This window comes from Thalassospira sp. (assembly GCF_040218635.1).
Classification (GTDB): domain Bacteria; phylum Pseudomonadota; class Alphaproteobacteria; order Rhodospirillales; family Thalassospiraceae; genus Thalassospira.
Genome location: NZ_JAVJRB010000013.1, coordinates 143,714 through 169,819, shown reverse-complemented (window position 1 = coordinate 169,819; position 26,106 = coordinate 143,714). Strand labels below are relative to the sequence as shown.

The 26,106-nt window shown below is 53.0% G+C and carries 26 protein-coding genes; 10 read left to right on the top strand and 16 right to left on the bottom strand.

Annotated elements, in window-relative coordinates; genetic code table 11:
* Positions 1-185: 185 nt before the first annotated feature.
* The 5 genes from RIC05_RS19965 to purM form a co-directional block, all read right to left on the bottom strand.
* Positions 186-1,169, bottom strand: a complete 984-nt coding sequence (locus RIC05_RS19965; RefSeq protein ID WP_350047154.1) for a formylglycine-generating enzyme family protein — start codon at positions 1,167-1,169, stop codon at positions 186-188.
* 74 nt (positions 1,170-1,243) lie between these two features.
* Positions 1,244-2,242, bottom strand: a complete 999-nt coding sequence (locus RIC05_RS19960) for an HAD family hydrolase (protein WP_350047153.1) — start codon at positions 2,240-2,242, stop codon at positions 1,244-1,246.
* Positions 2,243-2,323: 81 nt separating this feature from the next.
* Positions 2,324-3,970, bottom strand: coding sequence for an arylsulfatase (locus RIC05_RS19955; protein WP_350047152.1), 1,647 nt, complete (start codon positions 3,968-3,970; stop codon positions 2,324-2,326).
* Positions 3,971-4,448: 478 nt separating this feature from the next.
* Complete coding sequence (gene purN, locus RIC05_RS19950; protein WP_350047151.1) at positions 4,449-5,123, bottom strand: phosphoribosylglycinamide formyltransferase; 675 nt, start codon at positions 5,121-5,123, stop codon at positions 4,449-4,451.
* Positions 5,111-6,184, bottom strand: coding sequence for a phosphoribosylformylglycinamidine cyclo-ligase (purM, locus tag RIC05_RS19945; RefSeq protein WP_350047150.1), 1,074 nt, complete (start codon positions 6,182-6,184; stop codon positions 5,111-5,113). Before purM ends, purN begins: the two co-directional genes overlap by 13 nt.
* 351 nt (positions 6,185-6,535) lie before the next feature.
* On the opposite strand from purM, the gene RIC05_RS19940 reads away from it, so the two are divergent.
* From RIC05_RS19940 to rnd, 7 genes are all read left to right on the top strand, one after another.
* Positions 6,536-7,660, top strand: coding sequence for a DUF2066 domain-containing protein (locus RIC05_RS19940; protein ID WP_350047149.1), 1,125 nt, complete (start codon positions 6,536-6,538; stop codon positions 7,658-7,660).
* Positions 7,661-7,754: 94 nt separating this feature from the next.
* Complete coding sequence (locus RIC05_RS19935) at positions 7,755-8,852, top strand: AI-2E family transporter (protein WP_350047148.1); 1,098 nt, start codon at positions 7,755-7,757, stop codon at positions 8,850-8,852.
* Complete coding sequence (locus tag RIC05_RS19930) at positions 8,815-9,624, top strand: HdaA/DnaA family protein (RefSeq protein ID WP_350047147.1); 810 nt, start codon at positions 8,815-8,817, stop codon at positions 9,622-9,624. The genes RIC05_RS19935 and RIC05_RS19930 overlap by 38 nt, the downstream gene beginning before the upstream one ends.
* A gap of 107 nt (positions 9,625-9,731) precedes the next feature.
* On the top strand, positions 9,732-10,232 hold the full coding sequence (locus RIC05_RS19925; RefSeq protein ID WP_350044190.1) for an ATP-dependent zinc protease family protein: 501 nt from the start codon (positions 9,732-9,734) through the stop codon (positions 10,230-10,232).
* A gap of 137 nt (positions 10,233-10,369) precedes the next feature.
* Positions 10,370-11,275, top strand: coding sequence for a 30S ribosomal protein S6--L-glutamate ligase (rimK, locus tag RIC05_RS19920; protein ID WP_350047146.1), 906 nt, complete (start codon positions 10,370-10,372; stop codon positions 11,273-11,275).
* Positions 11,226-12,359 (top strand): succinylglutamate desuccinylase/aspartoacylase family protein, encoded by a 1,134-nt coding sequence (locus RIC05_RS19915; RefSeq protein ID WP_350047145.1) that lies wholly within the window; start codon positions 11,226-11,228, stop codon positions 12,357-12,359. Before rimK ends, RIC05_RS19915 begins: the two co-directional genes overlap by 50 nt.
* Before the next feature lie 384 nt (positions 12,360-12,743).
* Positions 12,744-13,913: a ribonuclease D gene (rnd, locus tag RIC05_RS19910; RefSeq protein WP_350047144.1), complete on the top strand. Its 1,170-nt coding sequence runs from the start codon at positions 12,744-12,746 to the stop codon at positions 13,911-13,913.
* A gap of 84 nt (positions 13,914-13,997) precedes the next feature.
* On the opposite strand, the gene RIC05_RS19905 is transcribed toward rnd, so the two are convergent.
* Positions 13,998-14,585 (bottom strand): TetR/AcrR family transcriptional regulator, encoded by a 588-nt coding sequence (locus tag RIC05_RS19905; RefSeq protein ID WP_350047143.1) that lies wholly within the window; start codon positions 14,583-14,585, stop codon positions 13,998-14,000.
* Between the two features lie 176 nt (positions 14,586-14,761).
* Between RIC05_RS19905 and RIC05_RS19900 the strand changes: the two genes are divergently transcribed.
* Together RIC05_RS19900 and RIC05_RS19895 are read left to right on the top strand one after the other, a co-directional pair.
* On the top strand, positions 14,762-15,310 hold the full coding sequence (locus RIC05_RS19900; protein ID WP_350047142.1) for a carboxymuconolactone decarboxylase family protein: 549 nt from the start codon (positions 14,762-14,764) through the stop codon (positions 15,308-15,310).
* Positions 15,311-15,413: 103 nt separating this feature from the next.
* Positions 15,414-15,878, top strand: coding sequence for a nuclear transport factor 2 family protein (locus RIC05_RS19895; RefSeq protein ID WP_350047141.1), 465 nt, complete (start codon positions 15,414-15,416; stop codon positions 15,876-15,878).
* 329 nt (positions 15,879-16,207) lie between these two features.
* On the opposite strand, the gene RIC05_RS19890 is transcribed toward RIC05_RS19895, so the two are convergent.
* Together RIC05_RS19890 and RIC05_RS19885 are read right to left on the bottom strand one after the other, a co-directional pair.
* Positions 16,208-16,663, bottom strand: a complete 456-nt coding sequence (locus RIC05_RS19890; protein ID WP_350047140.1) for a nuclear transport factor 2 family protein — start codon at positions 16,661-16,663, stop codon at positions 16,208-16,210.
* Complete coding sequence (locus RIC05_RS19885) at positions 16,660-17,523, bottom strand: SDR family oxidoreductase (protein ID WP_350047139.1); 864 nt, start codon at positions 17,521-17,523, stop codon at positions 16,660-16,662. Before RIC05_RS19885 ends, RIC05_RS19890 begins: the two co-directional genes overlap by 4 nt.
* A gap of 103 nt (positions 17,524-17,626) precedes the next feature.
* On the opposite strand from RIC05_RS19885, the gene RIC05_RS19880 reads away from it, so the two are divergent.
* Positions 17,627-18,538 carry a LysR family transcriptional regulator gene (locus RIC05_RS19880; RefSeq protein WP_350047138.1) on the top strand — a complete coding sequence of 304 codons (912 nt, stop codon included), beginning with the start codon at positions 17,627-17,629 and terminating at the stop codon, positions 18,536-18,538.
* 23 nt (positions 18,539-18,561) lie between these two features.
* Here the strand turns inward: RIC05_RS19880 and RIC05_RS19875 are convergent, their stop codons facing one another.
* The 8 genes from RIC05_RS19875 to RIC05_RS19840 all read right to left on the bottom strand — a co-directional run bounded on the left by RIC05_RS19875 (position 18,562) and on the right by RIC05_RS19840 (position 26,038).
* A complete protein-coding gene (locus RIC05_RS19875) occupies positions 18,562-19,143 on the bottom strand; it encodes a CatB-related O-acetyltransferase (protein ID WP_350047137.1) in 582 nt (193 codons plus the stop codon).
* Positions 19,133-20,032, bottom strand: coding sequence for an NAD-dependent epimerase/dehydratase family protein (locus RIC05_RS19870; protein WP_350047136.1), 900 nt, complete (start codon positions 20,030-20,032; stop codon positions 19,133-19,135). Before RIC05_RS19870 ends, RIC05_RS19875 begins: the two co-directional genes overlap by 11 nt.
* Positions 20,029-20,565 (bottom strand): dTDP-4-dehydrorhamnose 3,5-epimerase, encoded by a 537-nt coding sequence (gene rfbC / locus RIC05_RS19865; protein WP_350047135.1) that lies wholly within the window; start codon positions 20,563-20,565, stop codon positions 20,029-20,031. Before rfbC ends, RIC05_RS19870 begins: the two co-directional genes overlap by 4 nt.
* Positions 20,562-21,794, bottom strand: a complete 1,233-nt coding sequence (locus RIC05_RS19860; protein ID WP_350047134.1) for a methyltransferase domain-containing protein — start codon at positions 21,792-21,794, stop codon at positions 20,562-20,564. Before RIC05_RS19860 ends, rfbC begins: the two co-directional genes overlap by 4 nt.
* Positions 21,791-22,876 carry a CDP-glucose 4,6-dehydratase gene (gene rfbG / locus RIC05_RS19855; protein ID WP_350047133.1) on the bottom strand — a complete coding sequence of 362 codons (1,086 nt, stop codon included), beginning with the start codon at positions 22,874-22,876 and terminating at the stop codon, positions 21,791-21,793. The genes RIC05_RS19860 and rfbG overlap by 4 nt, the downstream gene beginning before the upstream one ends.
* Before the next feature lie 5 nt (positions 22,877-22,881).
* The gene (gene rfbF / locus RIC05_RS19850; RefSeq protein WP_350047132.1) at positions 22,882-23,652 is read right to left on the bottom strand and encodes a glucose-1-phosphate cytidylyltransferase; all 771 of its coding nucleotides are present in this window, start codon (positions 23,650-23,652) and stop codon (positions 22,882-22,884) included.
* 43 nt (positions 23,653-23,695) lie between these two features.
* Positions 23,696-24,589, bottom strand: coding sequence for a glycosyltransferase family 2 protein (locus tag RIC05_RS19845; RefSeq protein ID WP_350047131.1), 894 nt, complete (start codon positions 24,587-24,589; stop codon positions 23,696-23,698).
* A 129-nt stretch (positions 24,590-24,718) separates the two neighbouring features.
* On the bottom strand, positions 24,719-26,038 hold the full coding sequence (locus RIC05_RS19840) for a DUF1835 domain-containing protein (RefSeq protein WP_350047130.1): 1,320 nt from the start codon (positions 26,036-26,038) through the stop codon (positions 24,719-24,721).
* Positions 26,039-26,106: the final 68 nt, after the last annotated feature.

Sequence of the window (26,106 nt, the reverse complement as noted above, 5' to 3'; positions counted from 1 at the left end):
CGGGGCGCCTTTGGGGATCGGTGGATAAGGTAAGTGGCACGCGTAATCTGGTGTGAAATTGGTTCGGCGCAAGTTCGGCCATGAAAAAGGGCGGAAAAATCCGCCCTTAAAACGTTGGTGAAAATGATGCGGCGGATCAAGGCATCCCCCGTTGACGGGTGATGGGTATTTGGGATGTCACGGGTTTACGGGGTGACGTCTTTGACGATCCGAAAGCCGATATGATTTGTGCTTAGGCTTGTTTCGGCCTGCTGACGGGCGGCAGGACGGTATCGCAGACAGTAAGAAGGAGCGCAAAGCCACGATCCGCCCTTTACAACATGCATCGGGCCGAATGCCGGATTGGCAAAGCGGGCTGCCATCGTCATATCTGGGCCTTGCGGGTTGGTTTTTGCGCCAGCAGTGTGGAAAGGAACCCACCAGTCCGAAACGTGTTCCCAGACATTTCCAGCCATGTCAAACAGGCCGTAATTGTTGGGGGAGAACGATCCGGCAGGGGCCGTTCCGTGATAACCGTCATCCTTGGTGTCGGTATTGGGAAAGGCACCCTGCCAAGTATTGGCTTTCCAGCCCTGAGACGGGTCGTAGTCTTTGCCCCATGTATAGTCAGCATCTTCCAGCCCGCCACGGGCGGCGAATTCCCATTCGGCTTCGGTCGGAAGGCGACCGCCAGCCCATTTGGCATAGGCTGCGGCGTCTTCGGGGGAAATCTGAACAACCGGGTGATTGTCCATTCCGTCAATTGTGCTGTCGGGGCCCAGCGGATGCTGCCAGTTTGCCCCGGCAACATAGCGCCACCATTTGCGGAAATCCTGACTGTCGACCGGGTCGGACGGTTGGGCAAAGACCATGGAACCGGCTTTTAGCAAATAAGGGTCAACACCGGGATAGTCTTTCGGGTCGAGGTCGTTTTCCGCCGTGGTAAGGTAATTTGTTTCGGCAACGAATTTTGCGAACTCGGCGTTGGTGACTTCGGTCTTTTGTATCTCGAACGGTTCGACCGTTACCTGATGGGCGGTGCGTTCTTCCTTATAATGACGGTCCGATCCCATCAGGAAGGTGCCGCCATCAAGACGGACGAATTGATCGTCTTTTTGGGAATACCAGAAGGCGGCTGCGCTTAAAGCACCGACAACAACGAGTGCAGAACCTGCGTACAATATTTTCAACGGGTATGCTCCCAGACCGGCCTCATTTGACCGGTCCCGATGATTGTGGGGCAGACAGGGGACCCTGTCATCGCTTATGGGGTCGGATAAATCTGTTTCCAGTCATTTTTCATGCTGACGATTGTCCAGCCCAGTGCAGGTCCTTCGTCCAGCCCCTTATCAAGTTTGCCAAAGACCGATTTGCGGTCATAGGCGACTTCGCGGTCGGCATCGTCGTGATGCACAATAAGGCCAAACCGTTTGCCATCACCAGCGGTTGCCCATTGCAGCATCTGGTAATCGCCATCCGAATTGCCAAAGGCGGCAATCGGGCGTTTGCCGATATGGTTCAGAATTCCAATCGGCTTGCCTTCCTTGTCATCAAGGAAGTTAAGGGCCGCCTGACGGGTGATGACCGGTTCGCCGTCAACCACCTTGAACTCGGTTTTGATCGACGATCCGACAACCCGTTCGGCGGGAATGCCATAAACCTTTTCGGTCCATGGGCGCATGAATTCAATGCCACCACCTGACACAATGAAGACCTTGAAGTCGTTGTCATGAAGATAGTCAATCAGCTCCAGCATCGGCTGATAGACCATTTCGGTATACAGCTTGCCGGTTTTGGGGTGCTTTGCGGTTGCGATCCAGTCAGATGCGATTTTGGTAAATTCATCGCTGGTCATGCCGGCATGGGTGACGGCGACCAGTTCGAGAACGCCTTTTTCACCGGTTGCGGCCAGCCCCTTGAGATCGCCGGCAAGGACCGATTTATAGGGTTCGGTTTCGGCCCATTCGGGGTGATCGGGGGCCATCTGCTTGACGCGGTCGAGTGCGAAGGCAAGCTGCACATACATGGGCTGTTCGCTCCAGAGTGTGCCGTCATTGTCAAATGTTGCGATCCGGTCGGCAGGGGCCACGTAATCGGCACTGCCGTCGGTGGTGACAGCGGTGACGAAGTCAACGATTGCCTGTTTTGTTGTACCCTCATTCCACGCGGAAAGCGGATCGGATTGGGCCAAAGTGCTTGTTGCCGACAGGCCGAGTGTCAGGATGGCAGTGCCCAGAATATGAAAAACTGACTTGAATCCCATGGGATAAGTCCTTTCAGAAACAAGTTTTCACGGCGAAGCCCACCCCGTTTTGCAACGGGGTGGGTGTTCGGCTTTGCAGAATTAGTTTCCGGTCGGAAGACCGATGTTGAAACCTTCGTTTTTCAATGCATCGCGTACATAGCTGAACCGCTGATACTGGCTGAGTGTGATCGGGCCGGTATAGACTTCGCTTTGTGCCTTGCGCGGTGGGTACTCGATGTAGGTTTTCATCAAGTTGGTCACTTCTTCGTTGATCACCGGCAAATACCAGGTGCGTTCCGTGAAGTTGTTCATGAACATATCGTAGCGTTCCTGAGGATCCTGAAGGATGTCAAAGATCTGAGGAACAGCCGCGACATAGCTTTCCGGGCCTTTCCAGCCAAGATTGGTGTCGACAGCAAGACCGCCGGTGGCAACACCATTATCGCCGCGCAGGTTAAAGACCGCCTTGTAATGACCAACACGGGCTGCACCCGGGGTCAGTTCGTTTTCGGTGAAATAGAACCATGCGTCGCGTTCCGATTCCCCTGTGCCTTTCCAGACCGGGGTCATGTCGTAGCTGTCGAATATGATCGGTTCGCCTTCGCGGTCGTTTTCGGGGAGTTCGATATTGGCAACCGAGGCAAAGGTTGCCATCAGATCAAGACCACCGACAATCGCTGCACTTTTGGTGTCGGGCTCAACATGGCCGGGCCAGCGGACGATGGCCGGGACACGGTTGCCGCCTTCACGGATCGTACCCTTGGTGCCGCGGAACGGAGTGTAACCCGCATCGGGGTATACGTCCTGCCATGCGCCATTATCTGTGGTCCAGAAGACGATGGTGTTGTCCTTAAGGCCCAATTCGTCGAGCTTGTTGACGATGTTGCCGATGCGCGCATCAAGTTCGACGATAGAATCCGCAAATTTCGATTTGGAAATCGATTTATGCTGGAAGTCGGGATGCGGCATGCTCGGCTGATGAACTTTCATGAAGTTCACATTGATGAAGAAGGGGGTGTCAGGTTTCTTGGCGGCTGTTTCAAGGAACTCGATAGAGGCCTTTTCAACATAGCCGTCAAAATAGGGAATGCCGACCACGCCCTCGTCGGGGGTATCGACATACTGGCCGTTGATTTTGAAATCTTCGACCGGTTTTTCACCGGCTTTGCCCGAGAGCGAACCCTTGGTTACATCGACAAACATTTTACGAAGATCGTCGGGCATGTCGGGGAACCATGTCGGATCAGCATAGGTGTAGGCGTTGAGATGATAGAGGCCGACATATTTCATAATGTCGTAGCCTTGGGCATTGGGAAGGGCGTAATCCTCTTCGCCGAGATGCCATTTGCCGGTGAAGTAGGTGTCATACCCACCGGTTTTCAAGACAGAGGCCAGTGTCCATTCGGCTGCCGGAAGGCCGCCGCCCTGACCCTGGAACGCAACAGTGGTCATGCCCGAACGGTTCGGGATGCGCCCGGTTTGCATGGCCGCGCGGCCCGGTGTGCAACTTGGCTGGGCATAGAAGGATGTAAACATCATGCCTTCGTCGGCCAGCTTGTCGATATTGGGGGTTGGCATGCCACGCGCTTCACCACCCAGATAAGGGCCTGTGTCGCCATATCCGGTGTCATCGGACACGATGAAGAGAATGTTGGGTTTTTGGGTGTCTTGTGCAATGGCCATGCCGGACAGGGCGGTGGAGGCAATACCCACGGCCATTAGTCCTGCTGTAAGTTTGGATCGCATTGGTAGCTCCCTTGATGTCCTTTTGGACCAGGAGACAGGGCGTGTCTCCCGGATGCTCGTGCCCCGGAAAGGGGCGCCTCGTCTTCCATGCGGGATTCTTGGGTGTCGCAGATCGTCTTTGGCGTTTTTTTGATTTGGTTGTCAACGATGCGGCGTAGTGCAGGTTGCAATAACCGTATTCGTATAACTACTTCTGATTATACGGACGGCAAAAAGAGTTGGATGCATTCAACCTGACAAAAAGCTCCATTTTCTGGAAGTTGAATAATTAGTATTTGCATAAATCACTGGTTTGGCAAGATAAAACCTGAGAATGTTTTATACATATTTGTTACACCCAATGAGGGTAAAGGCGTTTGTCAAACCTTGTGGCGGCGGATTTCACCGGCCAGCGGGGCCTCATCTGAACGTACAAAGAAAAAGGGTGGACTTAAGCCCACCCTTTATACCAACCGCTAAATCTGCGCCAAAGGTTCTTTCAGCCGGGTTCAAGCACCGGGTTGAGTTCAGCCATTTCGGCCGGTTTTGCATCGGCGACGGTTACAATGCCCTTGCCATCAACCGATACACGCCCCTCGGCGATCCAGCGGATGACCTGTGGGTAGATTTTATGTTCCTGACGCAAAATACGCTGGGCCAGTTTGCCTGCGTCATCGCCGGGAAGGACCGGAACGACGGCCTGTGCAATGATTGGTCCTGAATCAACTTCGGGGACGACGTAATGCACGGTGCAACCGGCAAATTTCACCCCGGCATCCAGGGCCGCCTGATGCACATGCAGGCCCTTGAAGCTTGGCAGAAGGGAGGGGTGAATATTGATCAGTTTGTCTTTCCAGCGCGTCACGAAGCTTTCACTGACCAAGCGCAGGTAACCGGCAAGAACCACAAGGTCCGCACCGCTTTCTTCGATCAGGGCACTGACTGCTGCGTCATAGGCTTCGCGTCCGCCGGGATAGCCTTTGTGCGAGATGGCTTCGGACCGGATACCGGCGTCGCGTCCGCGGGTCAGGCCACCTGCATCGGTCTGGTTTGAAAAGACCAGAACGACTTCGGCGGGATAATCCGCCGACTTGCAGGCATCCAGAATGGCCTGAAGGTTTGACCCGCCGCCTGAAATCAGAACGGCGAGTTTTAGCTTGGTTACTTTTCCCATGAACGGGCCATGTTTTTAATCACGACCTGTGGGCCATCACCGGCACGCGGACCGATCACGCCGATCTGGCTGACGGTTTCGCCGTGTTCGCGCAGCAGTGCTTCGGCTTCATCTGCTTTATCCGCCGGAACAACAACACACATGCCAATGCCGCAGTTAAAGGTACGCGCCATTTCGGTGGCCGGAATGCCACCCTGTTCGCCCAACCATTTAAAGATCGGCAGGTATTCCCACGTGCTGGCGTCAAACACAGCGGTCAGGTTTTCGGGCAGAACACGCGGCACGTTTTCGGTCAGGCCACCACCGGTAATGTGGGCAAGGGCCTTGACCAGACCGGCTTTGTGCGCGGCAAGGCAGCTTTTGACATAAATCTTGGTAGGTTCAAGCAATGCTTCGCCAACGGTTTTGCCCGGTGCGAACGGGGCATCATCGCCGTAGCCAAGGCCAGCCTTATCGACAACCTTGCGGACCAGCGAATAACCGTTGGAATGCACACCGCTTGAAGCGAGGCCAAGGATGACATCGCCTTCGGACACGTTGGAACCATCGAGCAGTTCACCACGTTCCGCCGCCCCGACAGCAAAACCGGCAAGATCATATTCGCCATCGGCATACATGCCCGGCATTTCGGCGGTTTCGCCACCGATCAATGCACAGCCCGCCTGTTTGCAGCCTTCGGCAATGCCGCCAACCACGCTTACGGCGTTATCGACCGACAGTTTGCCGGTTGCGAAGTAATCAAGGAACAGAAGCGGCTCGGCCCCCTGAACGACAAGGTCATTGACACTCATGGCGACAAGGTCGATGCCAACGGTGTCGTGTTTGTCGGCCAGAAAGGCGACTTTGAGTTTGGTGCCGACACCATCGGTACAAGAAACCAGAACCGGATCATTGTAACCGGCCGCTTTGAGATCGAACAAGGCACCGAAACCGCCAAGGCCACCGGAAACACCAGCGCGCGTGGTTGCTTTTGCAAGCGGTTTAATGCGTTCAACAAGGTCATTGCCAGCATCGATATCGACACCGGAGTCCTTATAGGTAAGGCCGTTAGAGGCGGTCATAATGGTGATCCTTGGCATCAAGCATGCGTGAAAAATGGGCGGCATAACCCGCGTTTTTCATCAGTACGTCCCGACTTCCAACTGTCACTTGCGGTCCGGGTCGTAGCAAATATGCTACTGTTCGACCAATCCGCCTTACTGACGTCTTTAATCAGATGTAAGAAACAAGCTGTGTCCTACTGATAAAAAACGCGGGCTTGATAATTTCCGCTGGGCCGAAAATACTCAAACGCGGACAATATGCAATGATCACCTGCGCATGACAGACTTTTCTTTGCAGAATGCCTGCAACATGCCACAAAGAGCATTACATAAAATTCAACAAGATACGATTAGGGCAAAGAGGCATACGTGCTTACTTCATTGAAAAATATCAAGTTGTTGGCTGGCGCCGTCACCATCTCGGCGATGATGGCATTTCCTGCCTTCGCGCAGGACATTTTTACCGTTAGCGGTGTTCATGTCGATGAAAGTGCAGAAACCGCCGCCGCCGCACGTGAAAAGGCGCTTGAAATTGGTCAGCGTCGCGCATTTGAAGAAGTGGTTGCGCGCTTGACCCTGCCGGAAGACCGCGCCGGGCTTGCGTTACCGGACACAATCGAGATCACCAATATGGTGCGCGATTTCGGTGTTTCGGACGAGAAAACATCGTCTGTACGCTATATCGCCGATATGACCGTTCGGTTCAAAGATGACGAATTGCGGCGCTATTTGCGGTTCCGCGATATTTCATTTGCGGAATTGCAGTCCAAACCGGTGATGATTGTGCCGGTCTATCGCACGTCCGGCTATGTCACTTTGTGGGATGATCCCAATCCGTGGCGTGAAGTCTGGTCGCGGAATATCGCGACATCCGGGCTGGTGCCGATCAAGGCGCCGATTGGTGATCTGACCGATATTGGCACGGTTTCGGCCGAGCAGGCGGAAAACGGGGCAATGGACCAGTTGTCGATGTTGGCAAAACGTTATGGCGCGGATGTTGCCGTGGTTGCCAGTGCCGAAATTTCAGGACCAACCGGTGGTGAAACCGTCAATGTTTCGGTCACGCGGTATGATCCCAACGGTGCGCCGCAGGTCTTTGGCGTGCAGGAAAGCACCTTGCCCGATGAGACGCTTGAAGAAGCGTTGGTGCGGGCGGCAAAGTCCGTACAGGATCAATTGGCAGATGGCTGGAAACGCGCCAACCTGATCAATTACAGCACGGGTGCCAGCTTGATGGTGTTTATTCCGATCACGGGTCTGCAAGACTGGGCCAAGATCGAGGACAAACTGGTCGGATTGCCGGTGGTGCGCAATTCGCGTGTTGTCGCCATGTCGCGCCGGGAAGTGCAATTGTCACTGGAATTCGTTGGCTCGACTGATCAGCTTCAGACAGCCCTTAATCAGCAGAACCTTAATCTGAGCCGGATGGGTGAATTGTGGTTCATTCAGCCAACAGGATCTGACCGGTTGCAGGGCTTATCGTTGGGCGGGTAACGAGATTACCCTTGCCCATCGGGCAGGGGACCGACATCCATCAGTATTTTTCGCCACACGTTTCGGGCGTCTGGACATCAAAGGGGAACCAGACATGAGGTTGGGTCAACAGGCACGATTCTGGCTTATTTTCATGATCGGGTTCTTTTTCCTGGTCTGGCTGTTTTCAAGCATTCTTTTGCCATTCGTCGCCGGGATGGCGATTGCCTATTTCCTTGATCCGCTGGCAGACAGGCTTGAAGAACGCGGCACAAGCCGAACGGTGGCGACCAGCATCATCACGGTGTTGTTCTTCCTTGTTTTTGTTCTGGTTCTTTTGCTTGTCGTGCCCATGATTGGCAGCCAGCTGGCCGGGTTCCTTGAACGGTTGCCGGGTTATGTTGATGCGTTGCGCACCAATGTCGCGCCTTATTTGCAGCACATCCTTGACCGCGTTGCGCCGGAAACCCTGCAAAGTGTTTCTGATGCGGTAAAGGGACAAAGTGCCAATGCGCTTAAATGGGTCGGCAATGTTTTGACCAATGTGCTTTCGGGCGGGTTGGCGTTGCTGAACTTTGTCAGTTTGCTGTTTATTACCCCGGTCGTGTCGTTCTATTTGCTGCGCGATTGGGACCGGATCGTTGCCAAGGTCGATAGTTATCTTCCGCGCCGATCCGCAACCGATATCCGCCAATGTGCCCGCGAGATTGACGAAACCCTTGCCGGTTTCGTGCGCGGGCAAGCGACAGTTTGCGTCTTGCTTGGTCTGTTTTACGGGCTTGGCCTGACCCTTGTGGGGCTGGAGTTTGGCTTTGTCATCGGGTTGATGACCGGGCTTGTATCCTTTGTGCCGTATTTTGGCATGTTTGCCGGGTTTGCGGTTGGCATGGGGGTTGCCATCGCGCAGTTTGGCTTCGGGGTTGATCTGGGGCTGGTCGCCCTTGTGTTCGGGATTGGCCAGATATTGGAAGGTAATTTCCTCACCCCCAAGCTGGTTGGCGACAAAGTCGGACTGCATGCGGTCTGGGTGATGTTTGCCTTGCTTGCCGGTGCTGCGGTATTTGGATTGCTTGGCGTGATGCTTGCCGTTCCGGTGGCGGCGGTGATCGGTGTGCTTGTGCGTTATAGCTTAAGGCAGTATCTCGACAGTCGGTTATATGACCATGGACCGGACCATGACGATGATGGTGCGGTCGCAAACGGCGAGAAATGAAACCACAGTGACCCGGGGCAAACAGATAGCGGCGGATAAAACCACCAAGTCAGGTGCGGATGCACAGGCTTTGCCCGATGCTGTGATGGCAGAGGCTGCCCCGCAGCAATTGCCGCTTGCGCTTGAAATGCGTCCAGCACTTGGTCGGGATGATTTCATGGTTGCCCAATGTAACCGCGAAGCCGTTGCATGGATTGACCAATGGCCGAAATGGCCGGTGCCGGCTTTGTGCCTGTATGGGCCAAAGGGGTGCGGGAAAAGTCATCTGGCCGAAGTGTGGCGGGCGCGATCTGCGGCCTTGAGCGTTGCGGCGTCTGATTTGCGTGATGCCAATCCCGACACGTTGTTGGGGGATGCGCAGGGTCTTGTGATTGAAGATGCCGATAGCGGCATTGATGAAAAGGTCTGCTTTCACCTTTACAATATGCTTAAAGAACGCCGTGGGCATTTATTGCTGACCGCAACCCAGCCACCGGCACGCTGGAAGGTCGATTTGCCCGATCTGAAATCACGTCTGGGCGCAGCGTTGGTCTGCGAAATCTCGCCGCCCGATGATGATCTGATTGTTGGGTTGTTGTTAAAGCTGTTTGCCGATCGGCAAATTCAGGCAGGCCCGCAAACCATCAGTTATATTCTGCCGCGTATCGAGCGATCCTTTGCCTCCTTAAGCGAACTGGTCGCGGCAATTGATCGCCGGGCCTTGGCCGAAAAGCGTGCGGTGACGCTGCCGCTGGTGCGCGGGGTTATCGAAGATATGCAAAATCCGTCGTAACGGCACGGTATCGCTTTGATCCTGAATAGGCCTTTTGCGTTAAATTCATAGGTCGATCAGCCGATTAGCGTTATATTCAAGGCACTTTCAACCAACGGACAGTGCATGTGAGCCCACAACGTCTTAATGTAAAACCATCCTTGAAAGCCCAGACCGATACCCTGATTGACGGCGGTCATGTTTTGGGGTGGCGCGAATGGATCGGACTTCCGGACCTTGACGTTCCCTTGATCAAGGCCAAGGTTGATACAGGGGCGCGGACATCGTCGTTACATGCGTTAAACCCGACACAGGTTGAACGCGATGGTCGTGACTTTGTTGCGTTCACCTTGCCGCATTACCGTGGCGACGGGCATGGTCGAATCCAGTGTCTTGCACCTTTGGTCGAGCGTCGCGAGATTCGTTCATCAAACGGAAAAGCCGAGAAACGGTTTGTTGTGTCGACGCATATTGTTGTCGGGCATCACAAATTGAAAGTTGAAGTATCCCTTGCGAACCGTTCAATCATGGGCTTTCCCATGCTTTTGGGGCGCACAGCAATGAAGGCAGGGAGATTTTTGGTGTTACCATCAAAATCTTATCTTGCAGGGAACCCAGAACAGAGTTAGATGCGCAGAAGAACGATCATGGACAGGAACAAATTTCGTCCAGGATCGTTTTTTCTTTCTGACAGTATTTTTAAGTCCGGCAGACGGTCATTGATCGTTTGTGTGACTGTTCATGCCGACCCACGGGAGTTCATTGTATGAAAATCGCGATGCTTGCGCGTAACCCTAATCTCTACTCCCATAAGCGGATTGTAGAGGCCGCTGAAGCCCGTGGTCACGAGATTGATATTATCAGCACGTTGCGTGTCTCGATGAACATCACATCAATGAAACCCGAAATTTATTACGGCGGCGACAAGCTGGTTGGCTATGAAGCGGTTATTCCGCGTATCGGCGTTTCGGTGACCTCTTTCGGTCTGGCGGTTTTGCGCCAGTTCGAAATGATGGGGGTCTATCCGCTTAATGAATCGGTGGCGATTGGCCGTTCGCGCGACAAATTGCGCTGTTTGCAGATCCTGTCGCGCCGTGGTGTTGGCCTGCCGGTGACGGCGTTTGCCCATGATCCAAAGAAAACCGACGAGGTTTTGTCGATTGTCGGTGGCGCGCCGGTGGTGATCAAGCTGCTTGAGGGCACCCAGGGTATTGGTGTGGTTCTTGGTGAAACCGAAAAGTCGGCCAAATCCGTGATCGAGGCTTTCCGGGGGGCGAGCGTTGATATCATGGTGCAGGAATTCATCAAGGAAGCCGGCAATACCGACATTCGTTGCTTTGTGATTGGTGGCAAGGTTGTTGCCAGCATGGAACGTACAGGCGCCGAAGGTGATTTCCGGTCGAACATGCATCGTGGTGGGTCGGCCCGTTCGATCCGTATCACGCCGCAGGAACGCTCGACCGCGGTTGAAGCGGCCAAGGCAATGGGGTTAAATGTCTGTGGTGTCGATATTCTTCGCTCCAACCATGGGCCTGTGGTGATGGAAGTTAACTCATCACCGGGGCTTGAAGGCATCGAAGGGGCGACCGGCAAGGATATTGCCGGAATGATTATCGAGTTCCTTGAAAAAGATTACCGTCCGGGCAAAGTTCGGACCAAAGGCAAAGGATGACGGCATGAGCGAAACCGGATCAACCAAAGGAAGCCGCAAATCTTCCAAAATCCCTGATTTTGAAATTGGTGGGAAAAAGGTTAGTCCAGGTACGCGTCAGATCGTCGATATTCCGATTTCGCTGCTGTCGAACCACACACCGGTTAATCTGACGGTCAATGTTGTGAATGGCAAACGGCCCGGTCCGGTGCTGTTTGTCAGTGGTGCTGTGCATGGTGACGAGATTGTCGGTGTTGAAGTTATCCGACGTGTTTTGAAATCACCGGCCTTGCGCGGCATGCGCGGGACCTTGTTGGCGGTGCCGGTGGTCAATGCGTTCGGTTTTTTGAACCACACCCGTTATTTACCAGACCGTCGTGACCTGAACCGGTGTTTTCCGGGGCATGCGCGCGGTTCCCTTGCCGCACAGCTTGCGCATTTGTTCCTGACCGAAATTGTCGAACGGTCTGATTTTGGCATTGATCTTCATTCGGCGGCGGTTAACCGTGTTAACTTGCCCCAGATCAGGGTCAATGAAGACGATCCCGAGATCATGGAATATGCCGAGGCCTTTGGCGCGCCGATCATTTTGACCAGTCCGCTGCGCGAAGGATCGTTGCGCCAGGCGGCACGCGAAATTGATGTGCCGATTTTGCTGTTTGAAGCCGGTGAGGGGCTTCGGTTTGATGAAATGTCAATTCGTGCCGGGGTTTCAGGCGTTTTGCGGGTGATGCGCAAACTGGGCATGACATCGCAACGTGCGGTGCGCGAACCACGTTTGCCATCCTTCAGATCATCAAACAGCCACTGGCTGCGCGCGCCGGTCGGCGGGCTTTTGCGGACATTCAAACTGGCCGGTGAATTTGTCTATGCCGGTGATGTGGTTGCTGCCGTGGCCGATCCGTTTGGCCAGACCGATGAAGAAGTTCTGGCACGCGATGACGGGTTGATTATCGGGCGGACCAATCACCCGATTGTCAATCAGGGGGATGCGTTGTTTCATATTGCATCGATCAAACGTCATTCAGAAGTTCAGGAACGCATGGATGCCATCGAGATCCATCTGCAATCCGATCCGTTGCTTGATGAAGACGAGATTATCTAGGGTCAGGACCTATTAATTTGATTGGAATGGCAGGCGTTATATTTGTGAAATACAAGAATAAAGCCTGCAGCGCGGGGTAATCCCCCCGGGAAAAGGGTTTAACGCAGGAGTTTGCAAATATAACACCTGTCCTGCGGATCACCCGGATTTGTACGGGCTACTTTGTCGCAAAACCTTGAAAGATGCATATCTTCCTGCGGTCTTGCTTCGCCTATCCGCACAAATCCGGGTGACCATTCAAACCAAATTAATAGGTCCTGACCCTAGGTACTAACCCCAATTCAGACCGTGGCTTATGGTGCCTTACGAGGTTGTGATTGATGAAGATCAGCCCTGCATCGAAGCCACTGGCGAATTGTTGCGTGCAATGTTATAGCAATCGACATGGAACCTATTACAACCACTGAAGAACTGCGCAGCTTATGTGAAAAGCTGCGGGAGTTCGAATTTGTCACGGTCGATACCGAATTCATGCGGGATTCGACCTATTGGCCGCAACTGTGCCTTGTGCAGCTTGCGAGTCCTGAATTTTCTGACAACGGTGCCGCGATCGACCCTCTTGCAGAAGGCATCGACCTGTCTCCGCTGTTTGATCTGATGCAAGACGAAAGCGTGATCAAAGTCTTTCACGCGGCCCGTCAGGATATCGAGATTTTTGTCCATCTGTCTGGCAAAGTCCCCCATCCGGTGTTTGATACACAGGTGGCGGCGATGGTGCTTGGCTATGGGGATCAGGTTGGCTATGAAACGCTGGTCAACAAGGTCACACGCAAAAGCATTGATAAATCAATGCGTTTTACCGATTGGTCGCGTCGTCCGCTGTCAACCAAGCAGATCAGTTACGCGCTGTCGGATGTGACCCATCTGCGGGTGATTTTCGAAGACTTCCATGAACGCCTTGAAGCCAATGGCCGTGCCGTCTGGTTGAATGAGGAAATGGAACGTCTGACCGATCCATCGATTTATTCGGTTGATCCGGCCGAAGCATGGAAGCGGCTTAAAACCCGATCGAATAGCCCGAAATTCCTGGTTGTTGCCCGTGCATTGGGCGAATGGCGTGAAACCGAAGCACAGCGCAAAGACCTGCCACGCAATCGGGTTTTGCGCGATGATACGTTGCTTGATATCGCCGCCCGCCAACCCATGACCGAGGCCGATCTGGACAAGACACGCGGTGTTGGTCGCAATTTCGGAAGTTCCAAACCCGGCCAGGCGATTATCGATGCCATCAAGGCAGCCCTTGATAGTCCGCAGGATCAGTGGCCAACGCCAAAACATCGTATCGAGCTTCCAGCTGGGATCGGACCAACGGTCGAGTTGCTGAAAGTTCTGCTGAAGCTTTGCGCCGAAGAAAAAGGCGTTGCACAGCGTCTTGTTGCTTCTGGTGATGATTTGCAGAACATTGCCGCAGACGACAATGCCGATGTTCCGGCCATGCGGGGCTGGCGTCGTGACCTTTATGGTCAATATGCCCTGCGCCTTAAGCATGGTCAGCTTGGCTTGAAGCTTGAAAATGGTGAAGTTACGTTGGTTGAGCTTGGCGATAATAGCTAAGCCCAAAAACCGACAGACGAACGGAACGCAAAAACGGGGCCCTTATGGCCCCGTTTTGTGTTTGCGCGGACAAATAACGAAAGTTCAGTTTGTCGGAACCGGTAACGCGTCATCCAGCAAGGCTTGTGCGATAGATTTGGCGATCTGAGCGGATTCGGTCAGGCCACGGACCTGTGCCGTCACAATCGCACCTTCTTTAAGAAGGGCGAGCTTTTCAGCCAATTCCATAGGGGCAGGGGCCCCGGCCGCGGCACAGCGTTTGGCAATATCGTCACGCACGCTTTGCTTATGCTCGATTGCGATGCGGTGGGCAGGATGATCGAGTTTGGAAAACTCGCTTGCTGCATTGATAAAGGCGCAACCGGCAAAGCCCATACTCTTGAAAGCCCGGCCTTTGAACCAGTCTTCCAGCGCGTCAAACATGGCAAGCAGTTGGTCGCGTGGGTTTTCTGATGCCTTATCCATTTCACCTGTTAACCAGTCGCGGAACTGTTCATCGCGGCGGTTCAGGACGGCAAGGATCAGTTCATCCTTTGATTTGAAATGCTTGTACATCGTCATTTTGGCGACGCCGGACTCGGCCAGAATTTTATCGATTCCGGTCGCATTAAAGCCCTGTGTGTAAAACAGGCGCAGGGCAGTATCGACAAGATCGTCGCGTTTTGACTTCAATTTCCTATCTCCAATAGTCAGACCGGTCTGTATTATTTTGCGGCGAGAACGCCAGAAAAGCAAGCGTTTACAATTTCAGAACGATTATTCCGAAAAATATATTTGACAAGTAGACAGACCAGTCTGTATATATTTTTCATCAACTGATCAATTCCATCCTGTTTAGGAGAGTTCTTATGACCCGTATTTCACTACCAACGACGATTTCCGCTGCTCCTGTTGCTGCTCAGCCGCTTCTGGAAGGTGTGAACAAACTGCTTGGATCCGTTCCGAACCTGTTTCGTCTGACCGCAAACAGCCCGGCTGCTTTGGAAGGGTATCTTGGTTTGAATGGTGCACTTGCAAAAGGTGCGCTTGATGCCCAGACCCGCGAACGTATTGCACTTGCCGTTGCCCAGATTAATGGCTGCAACTATTGCCTATCAGCACATACCTATCTTGGTAAAAACCTTGCCAAGCTTGATGATGCCGAAATCGTGGCCAACCGAAACGGTGGTTCGACGGACGCGAAAGCCGATGCTGCTGTTGGTTTTGCTGTGGCGCTTGTCCAGAAACGCGGACAGGTCAGCGATGCCGACGTTCAAGCGGTCAAAGAGGCCGGTTACAGCGAAGCCGAACTGGTCGAGATCGTTGCCCATGTGGCTTTGAATACCTTGACCAACTATCTCAACGAAGCCTTTGGCACGCCCATTGATTTCCCGGTTGTTAGTGCCGCTGCGGCCTAACATTCGGGAATGCCCCGGTCGACGGTTCCCCCCAACCGCTTCATTGCCCTTCAGTCGACCGGGGCCCCCTTTTTTCGCTGTCAGTATTTAAGGAACCTGAACCATGTCACGACCACCATTGCCTCCCTTTGATTTAGAAACGGCCAAGCAAAAGGTTCGCATGGCTGAGGATGGCTGGAACAATCGCCAGCCGGAACAGGTTTCGCTGGCCTATACGGTTGATAGTCATTGGCGTAACCGTGCCGAGATTTTCGAAGGTCGCGACAAGATCGTCTCCTTTCTGACCCGTAAGTGGCAGAAAGAGTTGAATTATCGTCTGATCAAGGAGCTCTGGGCATTTCACGAGAACCGCATCGCAGTTCGCTTTGCCTATGAATATTCAGATGATAGCGGCAACTGGTTCCGGGCCTATGGCAACGAGAACTGGGAGTTTGATGAACACGGTCTTATGCGGCGCCGCGTGGCCTCAATTAATGACAAGCCGATATCGAGCGAAGAACGCCTGTTTCATTGGCCGCTTGGGCGCCGTCCGGATGATCACCCGGGATTGTCCGAGTTGGGACTTTAATGCGCTGTAGCGACCCTTCTGCCTAGCCCCCAAGTCCCCAAACTTGAGGCGGAACGGAAGCCAGTAACCCTGATCAAGATTGGCGTTGAACCATGCTCCCCACATGGGACGCTTATCTCTGTCCGCAAAGGATTACGAACATGATTGTCAAATATACGCTGTTTTCAATTACGTCCACCGCCTTGCTTTTTGTGTCCACACTTATGATTTTTGTTCCCTGATATCTCTCAGGAATGCCTCCCTGAAAAACTTGAACGGGGCCATGACGGCCCCGTTTTTTTGTTTTCGGCTGGTTCAAAAATCCACTGGGATACTCCAGCGGGCAAACTCTAGAACATGGTGTTGTCATGGGCCTGTTCGGCGGGAGCCGGCTGGGAAACATCCCAATGTTCGACAATCTTGCCATCCTCATCGAGACGGAAAATATCCATCACCGCACTTTCGCCCCCTGCAGTGGTTGAGCGGACATGAACGGCAACCAGATTGCCCTGGGCAATGGTGCGGATGATCTCGGCGCGGATGGTGGCGTCCGAGTTTAACCAGCCCGTGATGCCGTCACGGAAACCGTCAATCCCGTCTGCGACAAACGGATTATGCTGAATATATTCATCGCCGATATATTTTGTGATCGCGCCTTCAACGTCATGCTGATTGAACACGGTGTCATAAAACGCAACGACATTGGTTGTGTTGCGGTCTTCGATCTCACCGGCATGAAGTGGCTGCATTGTGCTTAGGCTGAGGGCAACGCATGCCGATGCCAGAAGGAATTTTGATCGGATCATTTGAGTGCTCCGGTCATAAATTCCTGCACGCTTTGCGGGGCGCGGCCGACAACGGTTTGGAAATCATTGCTTACAGTCGCGTAATCGCCCTTTTTCGCACCGACATAAAGTCCGGCAAGGGCTTCGACGAGATGGTCCGGCAGGCCAAAGCTGCCTAGAATACCGACATGAACCTCGGCTGGAAGATCAGCGAACTTGACCGGTTTGCCTGTGGTGTCTGCGATATAGCGGGCAATTTCGCTGTGGGTGACGGCTTTGCCGCCGGTCAGATCATAGGTGGCGTTCACGTGTGTTTGCGGGTTGGCGAGAACCATTGCTGCGGCTTCGGCCAGATCATTGCGGGTGATATAGGTGATTTTTGCATCCCCCGCCGGGGCGCCAAAATCGCCGGTTTCAAGCGCGTGCGGCACACCCGCCAACAACAGATCCGCATAGAAGCTGTTGCGCAGCAGGGTGTATTTCAAACCACTTTCCTTGATGTAGTTTTCCGTATCCAGATGAATGGCGGAATAGGTGAAATCAGCATCCGCGCGCGGGTCAATGATGCTTGTATAGACCAGGTGTTTGACCCCGGCGGCTTTGGCGGCATCAACGGCCGTTCGGTGTTGGGCAATGCGGGTGGCATTGTCGGCTTCTGCTGAAATGATCAGCGCGGTTTCCACATCCTTAAAGGCAGCGGTCATCAGGCCAAGATCATCAAAATCACCATGGCGGACGTCAATCCCCTTGGCCGCAAGGTCGGTCGCCTTGCCCGGCGTGCGAACACTTACCGCAATGTCGCTTGCTGGAAGGTGGTTGAGAAGGTGCGTGACGACAAGGGTGCCGAGCTGTCCGGTTGCGCCGGTAATCAAGGTTTTCATTTTTCATTCTCCGATGTGGTGGTCAGGCGATTGCCTGTTCATGGGAGAAATTTGCGCGCAATAACGCATATGATCAATTCGATGAATATGATAATATATATGTATGAATGTCGATGAATTAGACCTTGATTATCGTTTGCTGCGGCTGTTCCTGACCATCTATGACGAGGGATCAGTGACGGCTGCGGCCAATCGCCTTGCTGTCGGGCAGCCGACGGTCAGCCACGGGCTGGATCGGTTGCGCCAGATTATTGGTGATCCGCTGTTTGTGCGTTCCGGCCGATCAATATCGCCAACGGCGCATGCCGATGAAATTGCCCCGCAGGTCCGGTTGTTGTTACAGAACATGCGTGATTTAACCCGTGTTGTGACGTTTGATCCCAACAATCCCGATCATTCTGCGCGGTTTGTTCTGGGCACCAATGATTATGAAGTGGCAGTTATTTTAGCGACACTGATGAAGCGACTTAATGCCTGTCAGGCCGATATCAGGCTCAAGGTCATCCCGATTACGGGGGAGGATCAAATGATCAACTGGTTGCGCGATGGCACCATTGATCATGCGATCAGTATCGGTTCATCAGGCAAGTATGGCGACATCACGCAGCAAGGACTGTTTCAGGAACAGACGCGCTGTTTTTATGATGCGTCCTGTCATGATGCACCGCCCGATACGTTGGACCGGTATTGTGCCGCCAAGCATGCGCGCGTGATGCTTGGCGCGAATGAAAACTCGGCCGTTGATGATCTGTTGCGCGGTTTGGGCCGGTCGCGCAAAACGGTGTTGCAGATTTCAACCTTTGCCAGTGTTGCCAATATGATCCGGGGAACCGACATCATCGCAACCCTGCCATCGCGCCTGTCTGACGGAATGATGGGGGGCTTCGCACATTGTGAGTTGCCGCTTGAATTTCCCGACTACAGCTTTGCGCAATATTGGCATGTCCGCAACGCAGCCGATGCTGCGCATAAGTGGCTGCGTGGGGAGTTGTTTAAGATTGCGCGAAGTTTATAGAGTTGGCGTTCACAAAGGGGGCACTATTTGTTGGGGAACGTGTTGGTAAATGCGTCCACGTCCCCGTATAGCAGGCTCGCTTTTTCTTTAAGCTCCGCGTCGCTTAGTTCCCACCACCGGGTGGCTAAAAGCTTTTCAATTTGTTGGTCATCGAAGCGTTTCCGGATCACTTTGGCAGGGTTTCCGCCAACGATGGCATATGGGGGGATGTCTTTCGTGACCACTGCGCCCGCGGCCACAACGGCACCAGTCCCAATGTTCACGCCGGAAAGGATGATGGCTCTTGCGCCAATCCATACATCGTGATCAAGGCGTATTGGCCCTTTGGTAATGGCATCGATGTTGCCCTGATCCGCATTCCAAAGCAACGTTTTGAAAGGATAGGTGCTTGGAAAGGCGAGGGGATGATCTACCTTGCACAAGAACAAAACGTCAGGACCGATCGAGCAGTACGAGCCGATTGTCAAGGTCGCATCTGGTGATGCACCGGCGACCATATTTTTACTTAGACCATAGGAATGTTTGCCGACGAACACGTTTGCCGGAAGTTTGAACTTTTTGTCTGGCAGGCCCAGAAGTTTACGCAAGCGATGTTTAAGCTTCATGGTCATTCCACCAGTCGATGCAGTTTTTCAGCGCAGATGTAAGGTCAAACTTCGGCTGGAAGCCAATGGTATTTTCAAGGATGTCCGTATTGGCGACCAGGTACGGCGGGTCATCTTGCCTGTCTGGTAGGCTGCCGGCAAGCACAGTGCCGCGCCCGATCAGGTCATGAAGACTGTTTGCAACCGACAGCAGGCTCTGGCCTTTGCCACTGGCAATATTCACAATGCCCTTAAATTGACTGTCTAGCACCTGAGCGAATGCTGATCCGGCGTCTGCGACATGCATAAAGTCCCGAACCTGTGTGCCGGAACTCATTTTTGCTGATTCGTTCGCCAGCAAGGCTTTTGTGACGGATGGGACGAAGCGTGCAGGATTTTCGTCTGGCCCACATAAGAGAAAAAGACGACCCCATGCGATCGATGCGCCTTGTTCATTCAGATCAAGGCAGTGGCGCGCAAGGGTCAGCTTTTCTTGTCCGTACAGTGTTGCCGGCGCGCAAAAGGCATCTTCGCCGAGCTTTGCACCGTCTTTCGAATCCAGCCAGTCATATTCAGCACAGCTTCCCGCCAGCGTCGCCCGCGCGCCACCTGAATCAAGAAAGCGATTTAGCAAATCAATGGAAGCTTCGCGCCAATCAGGGTTGTCTGGCGCATTCCAGAAATGTCCATGTTTGGTTTGCCATGCAAGATGTATCAAGCCATCGGGGCGTTCATCACGGATCAATTTTTCCCTAAATACCGGGTCTAAAAGATCGCCGGTAATGTGGTGCGAATCTGGCGTGGCAGGCACTGATCGCCCGCATGTCATGACATCATGTCCGGCAGCAATCAGTGCCGCACAGGCATAGGGCCCGATGAGGCCATTTGCACCAGTGACCAAGACTTTCATTTTAATCGCTCATAGTCCGGGTAATTTGCGTCGCGATCATTGATTTTTTCTGGGCTGCTTGGCCATTCAATTGCAAAGGCCGGATCGTTCCAGCGAACGCCTGCTGCAAGGTCGGGCACAAAGGGGGCGCCCATCAAATACATGACTTCGCTGTCAGGCTCCAGGGTCAGGAAGCCATGCGCACATCCTGACGGGATGATGAATGATTTACGATTCTGCGCGGATAATTCCGCAGACACCCACTGGCAATAGGTTGGGGAGCCTTCGCGAAGATCTATGACAACGTCAAATATCTTACCGGAGATGCAGCGCACGATTTTGGGATCGCCGACCGGGTTTTGCTGATAATGCATACCGCGCAAGGTGCCGGATTGGTCGTTAAACGACAGATTGGCTTGAATTATTTCGAAGGCGTGACCGTTTTGTTCAAGTTCATCTTTGCAAAATGATCTAGCAAAGAAGCCGCGGTCATCGGTGAACTTCTCAAGTTCGATCAGCTCAACACCTGCGATATCTGTCTTGGTGAAAATCATCCCAGAACGGCCACTTCGGGAACAGCTACAACGAACTTTCCGCCCCAGTCCTGAACGTAAGAGACATCTTTCATGATTTCGCTTTGAAGGTTCCACGGCAAGATCAGAACATAATCAGGCTTGGCGTCCTTGAGGCTGTCCGGCGCATGAACCGGGATGTGACTGCCGGGCAAAAGGGTATTTTGTTTGTGCGGATTGGCATCAACAACAAAGTCAATCAGCCCCGTATCAATGCCGCAATAGTTCAAAAGCGTGTTGCCCTTTGCGGCAGCACCATAACCGGCAACGGTTTTCCCGTCTGCCTTGGCCTTTTTAAGGAAGGCCAGAAGGTCATCGCGGATTTTACGGACCTTGGCGTCAAAACCTTCATATGCGGCAAGGGTCGCGATACCAGCCGTTTCTTCCTTAGCGCGGAGCACATTGAGGCGATCCGTTTCGACGCGCGTGCCGTTGGCTTTCTGCGCCCAGATGCGCAGGCTGCCGCCATGGGTGGGGAGCTCTTCAACGTCAAAGACCTTAAGACCGTTCAGTTCAAAACATTTTTCAACGGCATATAACGACAGATACGAAAAATGCTCGTGATAAATTGTGTCGAACTGCGTCTTTTCGAGCAGGTTCAGAAGGTGCGGGAACTCAAAGGTTGCAACACCATCATCCTTAAGAACTGTGGCAAAACCAGATACGAAATCATTGATGTCAGGAACATGCGCCAGCACATTGTTGGCGGCGGTCAAATCAGCTTGCCCGTATTGGGCGACGACATTTTGCGCCGTTTCTTTGCCAAAGAATGCAACAAGGCTGCGTACGCCTTTCTTTTCGGCCTCTTTGGCGACGTTTGCTGCGGGTTCGACCCCAAGAACAGGAATAGATTTCGCAACGAAATGCTGAAGGAGGTAGCCATCATTTGAGGCGACCTCAACCACAAAGGACTGATCATTCAAGTTCAGTTTATCGCAGGCTGTCACACAATATTTCTGTGCATGTTCGACCCAGCTGCTTGAATAGCTGGAGAAATATGCATAGTGGCTAAAGATGTCTGAAGGTGGAACGACGTCGTCGACCTGAACGAGAAAGCAGGTACTGCAGACTCTGGCATGAAGGGGATATTGAGGATCTTTTGCGTCTGCGCGATCAAGCGGAACATATGAGTTCGCAAGCGGGCTTAGCCCAAGGTCGACGACGGTGTGCGTAAGATCCGTTCCGCATGCGCGGCAGGTTGGCGTTGTCATTTGGTATCCATCATCGATTCAAACGAGGAAATCTGAGCCTCGGTAATTGCATGCATGTTCTGGCCGTCCAGATGCGCCTTGTGCCAATCGACAATCCATTGAACACAGGTTTCAAGATCAAGGCGTGGTTGCCAGGAAAGGGTCGTCGTCGCAAGACTGGAATCCAAGGCAAGAGTTCGTGCTTCTTTGCTCGCCTCAGCACTCGTCCGGTGTGCGGTTTCTGAGTTGCCGCCCCAAGCATCAAGAACCAGTCGGGTTACGTGCTGCACAGTATGAGATTCTTTGGGGCCGAAATTCAAGGCTGGAACGGTGGTGTTGCCTTCGACGGCCTCTTGCAAATACATCAAATATCCGGCCACAGGTTCAATCACGTGCTGCCAAGGGCGGGTTGTTCCGGGATTGCGCAATTCGACGGCTTTTCCGTTCGAAGCAGCACGGATGATATCGGTCATCAACCGGTCTTCGGACCAGTCCCCACCACCAACAACGTTGCCAGCGCGTGCGGTTACCAGGGGAATGTTGCGGGCACGGAAATAGCTTTGCTCAAAACTGCGTGCGACAATCTCTTGGCATCCTTTTGACGCACTATAGGGATCGCGCCCGCCAAGTGGATCACCTTCACGGAAGACAATGTCTCCGTGGGCCTGATCATAACTGTCATTGTCATAAGCCTTGTCGCTGGTCACGACGAGAATGCCCGATACTGTTTCGCAGTCGCGCAAAGCATCCAGAAGATGCGCCGTTCCCATTATGTTGGTGGCCATGGTTTCAACCGGTTCACGGTATCCGCGACGTACCAGCGGCTGGGCGGCAAAGTGCAATACCAGTTCCGGCTTAACCTTGTTGACCATGTCGGCGACGGACGCACGATCCCGCAAGTCTGCAATCGTTTCGGACTGATAGGAAAGATCAAGCAGGTCATGCAGGCTCGGTTCTGTTTCCGGTGCAAGTGCGAAGCCATGGACTTTCGCACCCATCTGCATCAGCCAGGCCGCAGCCCAACTGCCTTTGAAGCCGGTATGGCCGGTCAGTAAAACCCGCTTTCCCGACCAGAAACTATGAAGTTTTTTGCTTGGAAGCATGTTGATTACCAAGCCTTCCAAGGAGCATTACCCGTCGCCCAGAGGTTCTCAAGCAACTGCTTTTCACGCAGCGTGTCCATCGGTTGCCAGAAGCCGTCATGGCGCCAGGCAGAAAGTTGATCATTGTCTGCAAGATTGCGCAATGGTTCTGCTTCCCAGACAGTTTTGTCTTCTTTGATTTCGTTCAATACAGATTTCTCACAGACAAAAAATCCTGCATTGATCCGCGCGCCATCGCCAAGTGGCTTTTCCTGAAAAGCTGAAACCTTGTCGCCATCAAGGACGGTTGCACCAAAACGACCGGGGGGCGACACAACAGTCATTGTCGCCTTGCGGCCCTGCTTTTTATGGAATTCGATGCTGGCGGAAATATCAACATCACCCAGCCCATCGCCATATGTCAGGCAGAACGGTTTGTCATCGTCAAGATAGTCGGCAACGCGCTTAATCCGGCCGCCCGTCATGCTGTTCAGACCGGTATCGACCAGCGTGACTTTCCACGGTTCAGCATTTGCGTTGTGATATTCGAGCTGGTTTGACGCCATATCGATGGTGACATCCGCATGATGAAGGAAGTAGTTGGCAAAATACTCCTTAATCACATAGCCCTTGTAGCCAAGGCAGATGACGAATTCGTTCACACCATGAGCAGCATAGATTTTCATGAGATGCCATAAAATCGGCTTGCCGCCGATTTCGACCATTGGCTTTGGCTTGACGGATGTTTCTTCGCTCAATCGGCTGCCATAACCGCCAGCAAGAATTACTGCCTTCATTTAAAAATATATCCACTCATTCAGGTTTGTTTGCCAATTACGTTTAACGGGCGTTCGCGCGCGGTAATTTTGACGCTCTTACACCGATGACGGCTGCGAAAGAGCCAAATGACCGTGCCAGATCTCGCCACGCTTTGGCGCGTTGCATGGTGATTCCATATAGTAAAGCTTTTCCTGCAAATCGAAGCGCGTATCGAACACCAAGACAGCTTCCGGCGATTCGTCCTTTGTATTTGGTTTCAAAGTATATTCTGGACCAGGCAATGTTCCAAAACTTTTCCCAGTAATAGGCGCGGTTGGGTCTGACAGATCCGCCATTTAAGTGCGTAACAACAGATGAGGATGCCAATACAAGGCTGTATCCCGCCTGACGCAAGCGCATACACATGTCATCATCTTCGTAATAAAGATAGATTTCCGGATCATAAGAGCCAATTTGTGACATGACATTCATGCGCACAAGGTTGACCGCGCCAGACAGAAATTCGACAGAAATCGGGCCCTCGGGAACGCAGTCATACGCCGACTTTCCATATGACTTACGTTTCCATAATTCAACATTGTGGCTGGGTTCAATGTTTCCGTCGCCATCCTTGTGGATGGGGCCAAACATTGCGGCTTCAGGATACGCATCTGCTGCTTCGACCAGCGCACTGATGGCATCAGCGGTCATCAAGGCGTCCGGGTTTGCAAGCAAGGCGAATTCTGTTTTGACGGCGGCAAGGCCCTGACTCGCTGCAGCCCCATATCCAAGACCCGTTTCATTGCGGATGATTTGCGCATCAGGACGAATGGCAACGACAATATCAAGGGTGTCATCACGCGATGCATTATCAACGACGATCAAGGGCAGGTCGGCAGGCAGTGACTTTAACAATCCACCAATGACCAATCCCCCATTATGGGTAATTGTAATTACAGTCGTTCTTGCCACCATCAATACTTCCTGCGCAATGCGTCCTTAAACTTTGGGGCTGAACATATTCAATCTGCCAACAATGTCCAATGAGAGATTGTTCATCCAGGCAATAAAATGAACAGTTATGCGGATGAGGTGATGATGTTTTCACAGGTCCTGTTTTGACGTGTTCGTGACCTGTATCCCGCCAACCCAACGAATGCCGGTGAAGTTTTCAAGGAAGCTGGTTTTACCTTCCAATGTGGCCTCGCCGGTTTCGCTCAGGGTGAGGGTCTGTTCGGCCCAGTTTTGATCGGGGTTGTTGGATGTGATGGTGAAGAGGGGATCTTTGCAATCCATCATCCGTTGGACATCTGCCCAGAACATCAGATCGCCCAGATAGGGCAGGGGATCATAGGATCGCATCAGATGGCCAAATACTTTGCCGATGGTAACCGGGCCGTGGTCTTTGATGATTTGTAAGGTCAGTTGTTGGGTTAAGCCAAGACCGCTTTGTCGATCAGGCAGTTCCACGTAATGGCGTTTGAAGGCCTTTATCATATGGGGTAACGGCTGCTTGGTCGGGGCGGTTTTGATGAAAGATTCTAAAAGATCAGGCGTTTGCGATCGAATGGCCGACCATGCGTCACGGCCAAAGTGCAGCATTTCATCGGTGACGGGCATCCGATGGTTTTCCCAGCACCAGATCAGAAGTTCCGGTGAAAGCTGCCCAAGCCCGATGAAACGATCAATGCCGGGGACTTCGCCGACAGAAATGACTTCAAGCTGTGTCTTGGGTCGCGTGGTCGCGATGAAATCCATCAGAAACGCCAGAATAAGCTGGTCGTAGCTGTCATGTTCGAACCACAAGACGACCTGTTCGTAATCGCCCAATGTTGCAAGCGATGCGTATTCCCGATGGCTTCGTGCCAGCGCGTCCTTTGGTGTGATTTGATAGGCTTCGGCGATGAAGTTCGCACGGGTCTGGATGAATTGATCACGCGGTAGATCAGGAACCGGTCCCTGACAAAACGGATCGGCGAATTCAAGGAAATCACCAACAAAGCCGGCAATATCAAGCCCGTGACGGATATCTGATCCACAGCGCAGATGCAGCGTTGTTTTGGCATCAAGGGTCGGCAGTGTGCCCTGCGCGATCTGACGGTTGCGTTCAAAAATCTTGTCGATATGGGCCTTCATTTTCGGCCAGCTGGTAAACCCGTTCTCGCGCGCGATGATCAGTTGCGCATCGGCAAGTTTGAGGGTGGGGATTTCGGGTTGGGATAGGGGATGACCAGCATTTTTTAACCGGGCGAGGGCGCCGGGTTTGCCATTTTGCAGGTCGCGCAAAAGTTCCTTGGCGCGTTTGCGCTGCTGTTCAAGGTTAAGGCGACCGTCAAAGATCGGGCTTTTGCGGATTGGTGGCGTTGATGAGGCTGGCTGGGTGTTTTGGGCTTTATCGGATTTCGATGTGCGCGAAGCAGACATACGATTCCCCTGTTCATAACGCCTGTGTCCGCCAGACAGGCAAGGAAACCGTGTGTTTCAATGGTCGA